The 13,436-nt window shown below is 61.0% G+C and carries 12 protein-coding genes; 9 read left to right on the plus strand and 3 right to left on the minus strand.

The window, feature by feature from the left end:
- Nucleotides 1-72: 72 nt before the first annotated feature.
- Nucleotides 73-429 carry a 4a-hydroxytetrahydrobiopterin dehydratase gene (locus ACNFBR_RS23310; RefSeq protein ID WP_003254532.1) on the minus strand — a complete coding sequence of 119 codons (357 nt, stop codon included), beginning with the start codon at nt 427-429 and terminating at the stop codon, nt 73-75.
- Nucleotides 430-468: 39 nt separating this feature from the next.
- On the minus strand, nt 469-1,257 hold the full coding sequence (phhA, locus tag ACNFBR_RS23315) for a phenylalanine 4-monooxygenase (protein WP_416736998.1): 789 nt from the start codon (nt 1,255-1,257) through the stop codon (nt 469-471).
- Between the two features lie 256 nt (nt 1,258-1,513).
- Between phhA and ACNFBR_RS23320 the strand changes: the two genes are divergently transcribed.
- Nucleotides 1,514-3,073, plus strand: a complete 1,560-nt coding sequence (locus ACNFBR_RS23320) for a sigma-54-dependent transcriptional regulator (RefSeq protein WP_416736999.1) — start codon at nt 1,514-1,516, stop codon at nt 3,071-3,073.
- Nucleotides 3,074-3,227: 154 nt separating this feature from the next.
- Here ACNFBR_RS23320 and ACNFBR_RS23325 read toward each other — a convergent pair whose 3' ends face one another.
- Nucleotides 3,228-3,482, minus strand: a complete 255-nt coding sequence (locus tag ACNFBR_RS23325) for a DUF2790 domain-containing protein (protein ID WP_003260110.1) — start codon at nt 3,480-3,482, stop codon at nt 3,228-3,230.
- 397 nt (nt 3,483-3,879) lie between these two features.
- Here ACNFBR_RS23325 and acs point away from each other — a divergent pair, with 397 nt between their 5' ends.
- The 8 genes from acs to aruF all read left to right on the plus strand — a co-directional run bounded on the left by acs (nt 3,880) and on the right by aruF (nt 13,426).
- On the plus strand, nt 3,880-5,841 hold the full coding sequence (gene acs, locus ACNFBR_RS23330) for an acetate--CoA ligase (RefSeq protein ID WP_416737000.1): 1,962 nt from the start codon (nt 3,880-3,882) through the stop codon (nt 5,839-5,841).
- A gap of 531 nt (nt 5,842-6,372) precedes the next feature.
- Nucleotides 6,373-7,158: an ABC transporter substrate-binding protein gene (locus ACNFBR_RS23335; protein ID WP_012273569.1), complete on the plus strand. Its 786-nt coding sequence runs from the start codon at nt 6,373-6,375 to the stop codon at nt 7,156-7,158.
- 88 nt (nt 7,159-7,246) lie between these two features.
- Nucleotides 7,247-7,936 (plus strand): ABC transporter permease, encoded by a 690-nt coding sequence (locus ACNFBR_RS23340; protein ID WP_003254523.1) that lies wholly within the window; start codon nt 7,247-7,249, stop codon nt 7,934-7,936.
- A complete protein-coding gene (locus ACNFBR_RS23345) occupies nt 7,933-8,631 on the plus strand; it encodes an ABC transporter permease (RefSeq protein ID WP_416737001.1) in 699 nt (232 codons plus the stop codon). Before ACNFBR_RS23340 ends, ACNFBR_RS23345 begins: the two co-directional genes overlap by 4 nt.
- Nucleotides 8,632-8,653: 22 nt before the next feature.
- Nucleotides 8,654-9,418: an ABC transporter ATP-binding protein gene (locus ACNFBR_RS23350; protein WP_028699586.1), complete on the plus strand. Its 765-nt coding sequence runs from the start codon at nt 8,654-8,656 to the stop codon at nt 9,416-9,418.
- 98 nt (nt 9,419-9,516) lie between these two features.
- Complete coding sequence (gene argR / locus ACNFBR_RS23355) at nt 9,517-10,497, plus strand: transcriptional regulator ArgR (protein WP_416737002.1); 981 nt, start codon at nt 9,517-9,519, stop codon at nt 10,495-10,497.
- 554 nt (nt 10,498-11,051) lie between these two features.
- Nucleotides 11,052-12,272, plus strand: coding sequence for an aspartate aminotransferase family protein (locus ACNFBR_RS23360; RefSeq protein WP_416737003.1), 1,221 nt, complete (start codon nt 11,052-11,054; stop codon nt 12,270-12,272).
- 134 nt (nt 12,273-12,406) lie between these two features.
- The gene (gene aruF / locus ACNFBR_RS23365) at nt 12,407-13,426 is read left to right on the plus strand and encodes an arginine/ornithine succinyltransferase subunit alpha (protein ID WP_416737004.1); all 1,020 of its coding nucleotides are present in this window, start codon (nt 12,407-12,409) and stop codon (nt 13,424-13,426) included.
- Nucleotides 13,427-13,436 lie beyond the last annotated feature (10 nt).

The raw sequence follows: 13,436 nt of genomic DNA on the forward strand, positions 1-13,436 counted from the left end.
TCCCACAGAGCGGTCCCTGTGGGAGCGGGCGAGCCCGCGAAGGGGCGCGAAGCGGCCCCGTTTTCCAAGCGCTTACTTACGCCCTTCAGCCGTCTCTGCAACCTTGTCGGTGCGCGCGCACATGATGAAATCGTTGCGGTGCAGGCCTTTGATCGAGTGGCTCCACCAGGTCACGGTGACTTTGCCCCACTCGGTCAGCAGCCCTGGGTGGTGGCCTTCGGCCTCGGCGATTTCGCCCACGGCATTGGTGAACGCCAGGGCATGCTTGAAGTTCTTGAACAGGAACACGCGCTCCAGCTCCATGTGGCCGTCACGTACTTCGATGTTCCAGTCCGGGATTTCGCGAATCAGCTCGGCCAGTTCTTCGTCGGTGACTTTCGGCGCATCGGCGCGGCAGGCTTCGCAATGGGCTTGGTTCAAGGCATTCATGAGGTGTTTTCCGGTTCGAGTTGTTATCGGCAAGGTCGCTCAGGCGGCGACCTTGGGTGGAAACTTCGGCGCGTGCAGGCCCAGCTGCATGGCTTTGTGGACCATGCCCATGATGTCTTCGTGGGCCAGGTCGAACAGGTGCTTCATGTTCGGCAGCACGAAATACAGCGGCTGCAGGATATCGATGCGGTACGGCGTGCGCATGGCTTCGATCGGGTCGAAGGCCTGGTGCTCCGGCTCGCCAGACAGACTGTAGACGGTCTCCTTCGGCGAAGAGAGGATGCCACCGCCATAGATCTTGCGCCCTTGCGCGGTTTCCATCAGGCCAAATTCGATGGTCATCCAGTACAGGCGCGCCAGGTACACGCGTTGTTCCTTGGTCGCGGCCAGGCCGAGCTTGCCGTAGGTATGGGTGAATTCGGCGAACCAGGGGTTGGTCAGTAGCGGGCAGTGGCCAAAGATCTCGTGGAAGATATCCGGCTCTTGCAGGTAGTCCAGCTCTTCCGGGGTGCGGATGAACGTGGCGACCGGGAAGCGCTTGCTGGCCAGCAGTTCGAAGAAGGTCTGGAAAGGGATTAGCGCCGGTACCCGGGCAACCTGCCAGCCGGTAGTGGCGCCCAGCACCTTGTTGACCTCGCCCAGCTGCGGAATGCGGTCATGTGGCAGCTTGAGCTGATCGATGCCGTCCAGGTATTCCTGGCACGCGCGGCCCTCGATCACTTTCAGTTGGCGGGTGATCAGGGTATTCCATACCGCATGCTCTTGCTGCGGGTAATCGATAAAACCATGCGCATCGGGCTCGCGTGCCGCGTATTGCGTCTGTTTCATGAGGCTCTCCTGGTGAGGGCTTTTCTTGTTATGTGCAGGACATGCCTAAGAAATATCCCTTCGCTGGCGGTTTTGCACGGGCATGGGCCGCTGCCGCGTTGCCTGGGGAGCCGTGATTTCGTAACGATAATTTTACAAAGTTGTGCAGGTGTCGGAAAATCCAGGGCATCTGGCTGATGTTTGCGCTGTTTTTGTCAGCTTATCTTTACGACTTTTCCGCGCGGTGTTGAAAAACATTGGCGCTTCGAGAGCCCTCATGCGTATCAAAGTGCACTGCCAGAACCGCATTGGCATCCTGCGCGACATCCTCAACCTGCTGGTCGAGTACGGCATCAACGTACTGCGCGGCGAGGTGGGCGGTGACCATGGCAACGCCATCTACCTGCATTGCCCGAACCTGATCAATCTGCAGTTCCAAGCCTTGCGACCGAAGTTCGAGGCGATCGCCGGGGTGTTCGGCGTGAAGCGTGTGGGCCTGATGCCCAGCGAACGCCGGCACATGGAGTTGAATGCGTTGCTGGGGGCGCTGGACTTTCCGGTGCTGTCGATCGACATGGGCGGCAGCATCGTGGCCGCCAACCGTGCCGCCGCGCAGCTGTTGGGGGTGCGAGTGGACGAAGTGCCTGGCATGCCGCTGGCGCGTTATGTGGAGGACTTTGACCTGCCGGAGCTGGTGCGGGCCAACAAGTCGCGCATCAATGGCCTGCGCATCAAGGTCAAGGGTGATGTGTTTCTGGCCGATATCGCACCGCTGCAATCCGAGCACGACGAGAGTGAGGCGTTGGCTGGCGCGGTGCTTACCCTGCATCGGGCCGATCGCATCGGCGAGCGTATCTACAATGTGCGCAAGCAGGAGCTGCGCGGTTTCGACAGCATCTTCCAGAGCTCGCGGGTAATGGCCGCTGTGGTGCGTGAGGCGCGGCGCATGGCGCCGCTGGATGCACCGTTGCTGATCGAAGGCGAAACCGGTACCGGCAAGGAATTGCTGGCGCGTGCCTGCCACCTGGCCAGCCCGCGTGGGCAGTCGCCGCTGATGGCGCTCAATTGCGCCGGGTTACCCGAGTCGATGGCTGAGACCGAACTGTTCGGTTACGGCCCCGGGGCATTCGAAGGGGCGCGGGCCGAAGGCAAGCTTGGGCTGCTGGAGTTGACCGCAGGCGGCACGCTGTTCCTTGACGGGGTAGGGGAGATGAGCCCGCGCCTGCAGGTGAAGCTGCTGCGCTTTCTGCAGGACGGTTGCTTCCGCCGGGTAGGTAGCGATGAGGAGGTCTACCTGGACGTGCGGGTGATTTGTGCAACCCAGGTGGATTTGTCCGAGTTGTGTGCCCGTGGCGAGTTTCGTCAGGACCTGTATCACCGCCTCAATGTATTGTCGCTGCACATTCCACCTTTGCGCGAATGCATGGATGGCCTGGAAGGGCTGGTGCAGCACTTTCTCGATCAGGCCAGCCGGCAAATCGGTTGCGCCATGCCGCGTCTGGCGCCGGCGGCGATGGACAAGCTTGGGCAATATCACTGGCCGGGTAATGTAAGGCAGTTGGAAAACGTGTTGTTCCAGGCGGTTTCGTTATGTGACGGCGGCGTGGTTAAAAGCGAGCATATTCGTTTGCCGGATTATGGCGTGCGGCAACCGTTGGGCGAGTTTTCGCTGGAAGGCGATCTTTCGCAGATTGTCGGGCGCTTTGAAAAAGCGGTGCTGGAAAGTTTGATGGGGGAATTTTCGAGTAGCCGGGCTTTAGGGAAAAGATTAGGCGTTTCGCATACGACGATTGCCAACAAGTTGAGGGATTATTCGTTGGGTAAATCATCGGATTAACGGGCCGTTAGTTAATGGCCTGTTCGTTGTGCGTCATGTTCTTCGTGGGCACGCCCGCTCCCACAGGTACTGCACAGTAGGTGAAGGCGGTGCAATGCCTGTGGGAGCGGGCGTGCCCGCGAATGGGGCCGTAGGGCCCCTAATTCAAAGGTTATCAGCCGTTGGAGCAGCCGTTCCCCATCACGCGGTATTCGAGAATGTGCTTCTGGCCCTTGGAGTCCTCGTAGGTCATGCGGGCTGGCACGACTTCGCACACATTGGGCACTTCGCTCATGGAAATGACGCGAGCAATGTCCAGGTGCTGCGAGTAACTGTACTGTTCAACCGGAATCTGCTCGGCATCTTTGGCTTCGCCGGCCATTGCCGCGCCGCAAAGACTGCCAAGTACCAATACCAGTAAAGCTTTCATTTTCTATTTACCTGTCTAAGGTCGTGAGGGGGCACGCGGCGCTTATGGCGCCGCGAGTATTGCTAGTTTTAACTATCGGGATGAGATGGAGATCAACGCTTGCCTTCGTGGGGGCTGTTACCAGTTGTTAATCGCCTTGCCGTTGCTGGCGAGGTGAATTTTATGGCTGTGGCCAAGGCTGAAACAGTGGGTGTTTTGATAAAGTGTTTTGACAGAATCTGTAACAATCCTCTGGTAAACCCTTCTTTTTGTCTCTGCCTGGGCTGTAATGCGCGCGCCAGAGCGCTATGTCGGAACGGGCGTACCAAATTACTACCAACGTCGAATGGCTTTTGTCGCTCTGGTACAGTTACAAACGGTTCCATACAAAAACAACTATTACACCGAGGTAACACAGATGAGTGCGGCTCCACTGTATCCCGTTCGTCCCGAGGTTGCGGCCACTACCCTGACCGACGAGGCCACCTACAAGGCCATGTACCAGCAATCGGTGATCAACCCGGACGGCTTCTGGCGCGAGCAGGCCCAGCGCATCGACTGGATCAAGCCGTTCACCAAGGTCAAGCAGACCTCCTTCGACGACCACCACGTCGATATCAAATGGTTCGCCGACGGCACTCTGAACGTTTCCTCCAACTGCCTGGACCGCCACCTTGAAGAGCGCGGCGACCAACTGGCTATCATCTGGGAAGGCGACGACCCTTCCGAGCACCGCAACATCACCTACCGCGAACTGCACGAGCAGGTCTGCAAGTTCGCCAACGCCCTGCGTGGCCAGGATGTGCACCGTGGTGACGTGGTCACCATTTATATGCCGATGATTCCCGAGGCCGTGGTCGCCATGCTGGCCTGTGCCCGTATCGGTGCGATTCACTCGGTGGTATTTGGTGGCTTCTCGCCCGAGGCGCTGGCCGGCCGTATCATCGATTGCAAGTCCAAGGTGGTGATTACCGCCGATGAAGGCGTGCGTGGCGGTCGTCGTACCCCACTCAAGGCCAACGTCGACCTGGCGCTGACCAACCCTGAAACCAGCAGCGTGCAGAAAATCATCGTGTGCAAACGCACCGGTGGCGACATTGCCTGGCACCAGCACCGCGACATCTGGTACGAAGACCTGATGAAAGTGGCTTCCAGCCACTGCGCGCCGAAAGAGATGGGTGCCGAAGAAGCGCTGTTCATCCTTTACACCTCTGGCTCCACCGGTAAGCCGAAGGGCGTGCTGCACACCACAGGTGGTTACCTGGTGTACGCCGCGCTGACCCACGAGCGCGTGTTCGACTACCGTCCAGGCGAGGTGTACTGGTGCACCGCCGACGTCGGTTGGGTCACCGGCCACAGTTACATCGTCTACGGCCCGTTGGCCAATGGCGCCACCACCCTGCTGTTCGAGGGTGTGCCGAATTACCCGGACATCAACCGCGTGTCGAAGATCGTCGACAAGCACAAGGTCAACATCCTCTACACCGCGCCAACCGCCATTCGCGCCATGATGGCCGAAGGGCAGGCCGCTGTTGAGGGGGCCGATGGTTCCAGCCTGCGTCTGCTGGGTTCGGTGGGTGAACCGATCAACCCGGAAGCCTGGAACTGGTACTACAAGACCGTAGGCAAGGAGCGTTGCCCGATCGTCGACACCTGGTGGCAGACTGAAACCGGCGGCATCCTGATCAGCCCGCTGCCGGGCGCTACGGGCCTGAAGCCGGGTTCGGCAACCCGTCCGTTCTTCGGTGTGGTGCCAGCGTTGGTCGATAACCTGGGCAACCTGATCGAAGGCGCTACCGAAGGCAACCTGGTCATCCTCGACTCCTGGCCGGGTCAGTCGCGTTCGCTGTATGGCGACCACGACCGCTTCGTCGACACCTACTTCAAGACCTTCCGTGGCATGTACTTCACCGGCGACGGTGCGCGCCGCGACGAAGATGGCTACTACTGGATCACCGGGCGTGTGGATGACGTGCTCAACGTGTCCGGCCACCGCATGGGTACTGCCGAGATCGAAAGCGCAATGGTCGCGCACGCGAAGGTTGCCGAGGCTGCAGTGGTTGGCGTGCCGCACGACATCAAGGGGCAGGGCATCTATGTGTATGTCACCCTTAACGCCGGTATCGAGGCCAGCGAGCAGTTGCGCTTGGAACTGAAGAACTGGGTGCGCAAGGAAATCGGCCCGATCGCTTCGCCGGATGTGATTCAGTGGGCGCCAGGGTTGCCGAAAACGCGCTCGGGCAAGATCATGCGCCGCATCCTGCGCAAGATTGCCACCGGTGAGTACGATGCCTTGGGCGACATCTCGACCCTGGCCGACCCAGGTGTGGTACAGCACCTGATCGATACCCACAAGGCGATGAATCTGGCTTCGGCCTGATACCAGGCAATCCCCCCTGTAGGAGCGGGCTTGCCCGCGATAGCGTCAGATCAGACTATGCTGTTGTCTGGTCTGGCGCCGTCGCGGGCAAGCCCGCTCTTACATTGTTACCCGACATTCATCGGTAACTCTTCTGTCACCGGTCCCGCACAAGTCCGGGGCGCCAGGAAACAATTCCGACCCGTTCCGGTGCATTCCCGCAGCCATTTTGTGCAATACAACACGCTGCACTTGCCGTCGTACAAGGCTTTGCCAATAATAGGCCCAGGAATTGCTAGGTCTATAGGTTCTATTTCTTGCGCTTTTGCACATTTTGCAACGGCTGTCAACATCGCCCGCAGCGGTTTCAAGCGCTTCTGTAAGTAGTTGTCGCTTTGAAGAAATATCGACTACCGGGCTGTCGTTAAAATGCCACTCACTCGCTCGTGGTATGCGGCCTTGGTCGAACCCTGCGCGGCTCGCGTTGTACTCATTCGCATATCGGGCAGCCGTTACCTGCCTTGTATTGCCCCGTACCGATGGAGTTACCTGATGAAGAAGCTCGCACTGCTTGGCGCCCTGGCGCTGTCTGTGTTTTCCCTGGTGTCGCAGGCCGATGAAAAACCGCTGAAAATCGGCATCGAAGCCGCCTACCCACCCTTCGCCTTCAAGCAACCTGACGGCAGCATCGCCGGCTTCGACTACGACATCGGCAACGCCCTGTGCGAAGAAATGAAAGCCAAGTGCACCTGGGTTGAGCAGGAGTTCGATGGCCTGATCCCGGCGCTGAAAGTGCGCAAGATCGACGCCATCCTGTCGTCCATGTCGATCACCGACGACCGCAAGAAGTCGGTTGACTTCACCAAGCGCTACTACCTGACTCCGGCCCGCCTGGTGATGAAGGACGGCACCACCGTCAGCGACAGCCTGGATGAGCTCAAAGGCAAGAAGATCGGTGTGCAGCGTGGCTCGATCCACGACCGCTTCGCCAAGGAAGTGCTGGGCGCCAAAGGTGCCACCGTGGTCCCTTACGGCACCCAGAACGAAATCTACCTCGACGTGGCGGCTGGCCGCCTCGACGGCACCGTGGCCGACGCCACCCTGCTGGAAGATGGCTTCCTCAAGACCGACGCCGGCAAGGGCTTTGCCTTCGTAGGCCCGGCCTTCACCGACGCCAAGTACTTCGGTGACGGCATCGGTATCGCCGTGCGCAAGGGCGACAAGGCCAACGTCGACCGCATCAACGCGGCCATCGACGCCATTCGCGCCAACGGCAAGTACAAAGAAATCGAGAAGAAGTACTTCAACTTCGACATCTACGGTCCAGACTCGAACTAAGACGTCGGGTTTCACCTGTGCAATGGTGCAAACAGCAGAGGCTCTGAGGTTTGCACCATTTTTCATTCTCTAGGTCGAGGACCTCATCATGTTGAAAGGCTACGGGGCAGTCATCCTCGACGGGGCGTGGCTGACGCTGCAGCTCGCCCTGTCGTCGATGGCCCTGGCCATCGTACTCGGCCTGATCGGTGTGGCGCTGCGCTTGTCGCCGGTGCGCTGGCTGGCCTGGCTGGGCGATCTGTATTCCACGGTGATCCGTGGTATTCCGGACCTGGTCCTGATCCTGCTGATCTTCTACGGCGGGCAAGACATCATCAACCGGGTGGCGCCGCTGCTCGGCTACGAAGACTATATCGACCTGAACCCGCTGATTGCGGGTATCGGTACCCTGGGCTTCATCTTCGGTGCCTACCTGTCGGAAACCTTCCGCGGCGCCTTCCTGGGGATTCCCAAGGGCCAGGCGGAAGCGGGCGTGGCGTATGGCATGAGCCCCCGCCAGGTGTTCTTCCGCATCCAGGTGCCGCAAATGATTCGCCTGGCCATCCCGGGCTTCACCAACAACTGGCTGGTGCTGACCAAGGCCACCGCGCTGATCTCCGTCGTCGGCCTGCAGGACATGATGTTCAAGGCCAAGCAGGCGGCTGACGCCACCCGCGAACCCTTCACCTTCTTCCTGGCGGTGGCGGCGCTGTACCTGGTGCTGACCAGCGTCTCGCTGCTGGCCCTGAAGTATCTGGAGCGCCGCTACTCGGTGGGCGTCAAGGTGGCTGAACTATGATCTTTGACTACAACGTTGTCTGGGAGGCATTGCCGATGTACTTCGGCGGCCTGCTGACCACCCTCAAGCTGCTGGCGATTTCGCTGTTCTTCGGCCTGCTGGCGGCCGTTCCGCTGGGCCTGATGCGGGTATCCAAGCAGCCAGTGGTCAACCTGACCGCATGGCTGTACACCTATGTGATCCGCGGCACGCCGATGCTGGTGCAGTTGTTCCTGATCTACTACGGCCTGGCCCAGTTCGAGGCCGTGCGCGAAAGCTTCCTCTGGCCGCTGCTGTCCAGCGCCACGTTCTGCGCTTGCCTGGCGTTCGGTATCAACACCAGTGCCTATACCGCCGAAATCATCGCCGGCAGCCTCAAGGCCACGCCGCATGGCGAGATCGAAGCCGCCAAGGCCATGGGTATGTCGCGCATGAAAATGTACCGCCGCATCCTGCTGCCTTCGGCCCTGCGCCGGGCGCTGCCGCAGTACAGCAACGAAGTGATCATGATGCTGCAGACCACCAGCCTGGCGTCGATCGTCACCCTGATCGACATCACCGGTGCCGCGCGCACGGTCAATGCCCAGTACTACCTGCCTTTCGAGGCCTATATCACGGCGGGCGTGTTCTACCTGTGCCTGACCTTCATCCTGGTGCGCCTGTTCAAGATGGCCGAACGCCGCTGGCTCGGCTACCTGGCGCCGCGCAAGCACTGACCGCTTTGTGAGAATCGACAGCATGTACAAACTCGAAGTCCAAGACCTGCACAAGCGCTACGGCAGCCACGAAGTGCTCAAGGGCGTGTCACTGGCGGCCAAGGCCGGCGACGTCATCAGCATCATTGGCTCCAGCGGTTCGGGCAAGTCGACCTTCCTGCGCTGCATCAACCTGCTGGAGCAGCCGCACGCCGGCAAGATCCTGCTCAACAACGAAGAGCTGAAGCTGGTGGCCGGCAAGGACGGCGCGCTGAAGGCCGCCGACCCGCGCCAACTGCAGCGCATGCGTTCGCGCCTGTCGATGGTGTTTCAGCACTTCAACCTGTGGTCGCACATGACCGCGCTGGAGAACATCATCGAAGCGCCGGTGCACGTGCTGGGGGTGAACCGCAAGGAAGCCCTGGAAAAGGCCGAGCATTACCTGGCCAAGGTCGGTGTCGCCCACCGCAAGGATGCCTTCCCTGGGCATATGTCGGGTGGTGAGCAACAACGTGTGGCAATTGCCCGGGCGCTGGCCATGGAGCCGGAGGTTATGCTGTTCGACGAGCCGACCTCGGCGCTCGACCCCGAGCTGGTAGGTGATGTGCTCAAGGTGATGCAGGCGCTTGCCCAGGAAGGCCGGACCATGGTGGTGGTGACCCACGAAATGGGCTTTGCCCGTGAGGTGTCCAACCAGCTGGTGTTCCTGCACAAAGGCCTGGTGGAAGAAACCGGCTGCCCCCGTGAAGTGTTGGCCAACCCGCAGTCGGAGCGCCTGAAGCAGTTCCTCTCCGGCAGCCTGAAGTAAAAGCTGCATTTTTGCACCAGAATAGGGCATGCTGCGCGGCGAGCGCAGCCTGACCCGGCGCACAGACTCGAACGACCTCAGGTTTCGGACCGCACCCTATGACCACCCAGCGAATCGGTTTTCTCATCTGGCCCAGTACCCGGCCTTTGACCCTGGCGCTGGCCGAAGAAGTGTTGCTGGTGGCGCAGCGGGTACATCCAGATGTGGTCTACGAGCTGTCGTTCCTGCAGGCCGAAGCTGCGCAGGAAAGTGCCTGGCGCCTGCCGGGCGAGCCGTGGACTGGTCGCCTGGAGGGTTGCCACAAACTGTTTCTGCTGGCTGACGAGCCGCCCGCGGCGATGGGGGCTGCCTTGTCGGCAGCGCTCAAGCAGCTGGCGCGAAGTGGCTGCATGATCGGCGGCTTGTCTGCCGGGGTGTATCCGCTGGCAATGCTGGGCCTGCTCGATGGATACCGGGCAGCGGTGCATTGGCGCTGGCAGGATGATTTTGCCGAGCGCTTCCCCAAGGTCATCGCCACCAGCCATCTGTTCGATTGGGATCGTGACCGCCTGACCGCTTGCGGCGGTATGGCCGTGACCGACCTGCTGCTGGCGGTACTGGCGCGCGATCACGGCGCGGAGCTGGCGGGGGCGGTGTCGGAAGAACTGGTGGTCGAGCGCATCCGTGAGGGTGGCGAGCGCCAGCGTATTCCGCTGCAGAACCGTCTGGGTTCCAGTCACCCCAAGCTGACACAGGCAGTGCTGCTGATGGAGGCCAACATCGAAGAGCCGCTGACCACCGACGAAATTGCCCAGCACGTCTGCGTGTCGCGTCGGCAGTTGGAGCGCATCTTCAAGCAGTACCTGAACCGCGTGCCCAGCCAGTATTACCTGGAGCTGCGGTTGAACAAGGCGCGGCAGATGTTGATGCAGACCAGCAAGTCGATTATCCAGATTGGGCTGTCCTGTGGTTTCTCTTCGGGGCCGCACTTTTCCAGTGCCTATCGCAACTTCTTTGGCGCAACGCCGCGGGAAGATCGTAATCAGCGGCGCAGCAGTAGCCCGTTCGAGCTGAGTTCGGCGCCGGCTGAAAAAGGCTGAGGCTTTGGGGGATTCCGGGCGTATGGCTTGGAGTTGATGGTGGGGCGGAAATCGAGCGCCGCCCGCGCGGCGCTTCGCAGCACAAGGCTGCTCCCACATTTGTTTCGGGCCAGTTACTCCTGTGAGGCCACCGCTGCCCGCCTTGTTTGTTCCATTCGAAATTGAAGGAGCAAAGCTGCTCTCCATCCATCTCCGATGATGCACACAGGCTGCAACCCACCTGGCACAGGAATGATTGGCCCGAAACAGATGTGGGAGCAGCCTTGTGCTGCGAAGCGCCGCGCGGGCGGCGCTCGATCTCACAGGCGCCACACGAACATCGCCGGACACCCCGCCCCTCACAAACCTATGTGAACACCCGTTCACCCAGCCCCCTCTCTGCCGTACACTGCGCGATTGCGACAGTGTTTGTCGCATTGCCGAAAGCCTTGTCCAAACTGGGTTTTGCGCTGTAACAAGTTGTCGCTTGGCCGCAAGGACAGGCGCGGATCAGTCCTTACAATCCCCCCATCGCTCGCCACTTCCAGGCCAGCGTTCCTCTTCAGGAGACTCAGATGTCCGTTGAGCAAGCCCCGGTGCAACGTGCCGATTTCGACCAGGTCATGGTTCCCAATTATTCTCCGGCGGCCTTCATTCCTGTGCGAGGCGAGGGTTCCCGCGTCTGGGACCAGTCGGGTCGCGAACTGATCGACTTTGCCGGTGGCATCGCGGTAAACGCCCTGGGTCACTGCCACCCAGCACTGGTCAAGGCCCTGACCGAACAAGCCAACACCCTCTGGCACGTATCCAACGTGTTCACCAACGAGCCGGCCCTGCGCCTGGCCCACAAACTGGTGGACGCCACCTTTGCCGACCGCGCGTTCTTCTGCAACTCCGGCGCCGAGTCCAACGAGGCAGCTTTCAAACTGGCCCGTCGCGTCGCCCATGACCGCTTCGGCCCTGAAAAGCACGAAATCATCGCCACCGTGAACAGCTTCCACGGTCGCACCCTGTTCACTGTCAGTGTCGGTGGCCAGCCGAAGTACTCCGATGGCTTCGGCCCGAAGATCACCGGCATCAGCCACGTGCCCTACAACGATCTGGAAGCGCTGAAGGCACAGATTTCCGACAAGACCTGCGCCGTGGTGATCGAGCCGATCCAGGGTGAGAGCGGCGTGGTGCCGGCCGACAAGGCCTACCTGGAAGGCGCGCGCAAACTGTGTGACGAGCACAACGCCCTGCTGATTTTCGACGAAGTCCAGACGGGCGTGGGCCGTACCGGCTCGCTGTATGCCTACCAGCATTACGGCGTTACCCCCGACATCCTGACCAGCGCCAAAAGCCTGGGTGGCGGCTTCCCGATCGGCGCCATGCTGACCACCACCGAGCTGGCCAAGCACCTGGCCGTTGGCACCCACGGTACCACCTATGGCGGCAACCCACTGGGCTGCGCCGTTGCCTGTGCAGTGCTGGACGTGATCAACACGCCAGAAACCCTGGCCGGCATCAAGGCCAAGCACGAGCGCTTTAAAACCCGTCTGGAGCAGATCGGCCAGAAGTACAACCTGTTCACCCAGGTACGTGGTGTTGGCCTGCTGCTGGGCTGCGTGCTGACCGACGCCTGGAAAGGCAAAGCCAAGGACGTGCTCAATGCTGCCGAGAAAGAAGGCGTAATGGTGCTGCAGGCCGGCCCGGACGTGGTCCGCTTCGCGCCAAGCCTGGTGGTTGAAGACGCCGACATCGACGCAGGCCTGGACCGCTTCGAGCGCGCCGTGGCCACACTGACCCAAGGCTGATCCGCCAGCGGTCCTTTCGCCGGTCCCAGCCATGGCTGAACCGGGCCGGCGATACCCGATTCCAGTCAGGTGCCCGTGCACCTGCCGTTTTTCCGTGCCGCCGTGAGCGGCCCGTATTCCAAAGGAGTGACACCATGCTGGTGATGCGCCCCGCGCAAATGGCTGATCTGAACGAAGTGCAGCGCATGGCTGCGGACAGCCCCATTGGTGTCACCTCGCTGCCGGACGACGCTGCTCGTCTGGGCGACAAGATCGCCGCTTCCGAGACTTCCTTCGCTGCCGAGGTCAGTTTCAACGGTGAAGAAAGCTACTTCTTCGTGCTCGAAGACAGCGAAACCGGCAAGCTGGCCGGCTGTTCGGCCATCGTCGCTTCGGCGGGCTATTCCGAGCCGTTCTACAGCTTCCGCAACGAAACCTTCGTGCACGCCTCGCGCGAGCTGAAGATCCACAACAAGATCCACGTGCTGTCGCTGTGCCATGACCTGACCGGCAACAGCCTGCTGACCAGCTTCTATGTGTTGCCAGAGCTGGTGAACAGTGGCTGGGCCGAACTCAATTCGCGCGGTCGCCTGCTGTTCATGGCCGCGCACCCGGAACGCTTCGCCGACTCGGTGGTGACCGAAATCGTCGGCTTCAGTGACGAGCAAGGCGAATCGCCGTTCTGGGATGCCATCGGCCGCAATTTCTTCGACCTCAACTATGCCGACGCCGAGCGCCTGTGTGGCCTGAAAAGCCGCACCTTCCTCGCCGAGTTGATGCCGCACTACCCGATCTACGTGCCGCTGCTGCCCGACGAGGCGCAGGAAGCCATGGGCCAGGTGCACCCGCGCGCGCAGATCACCTTCGACATCCTCATGCGCGAAGGCTTCGAGACCGAGCACTACATCGACATCTTCGACGGCGGCCCGACGCTGCATGCGCGCACCTCGAGCATTCGCTCGATCGCCCAGAGCCGGGTAGTGCCGGTGAAGATCGAAGAGGGGCCGGCCAAAGGCGGGCGCCCTTACCTGGTGTGCAACGGCCAATTGCAGGACTACCGCGCAGTGCTGCTGGACCTCGACTGGGTGCCCGGCAAGCCGGTCAGCCTGAGCGTGGCGGCTGCCGACGCGCTGGGCGTGGGCGAGGGCGCCAGCGTGCGCCTGGTCGCGGTCTGAGGTCTGGCAA

The organism is Pseudomonas sp. NY11955, assembly GCF_048068035.1.
In the GTDB taxonomy this organism is placed as follows: domain Bacteria; phylum Pseudomonadota; class Gammaproteobacteria; order Pseudomonadales; family Pseudomonadaceae; genus Aquipseudomonas.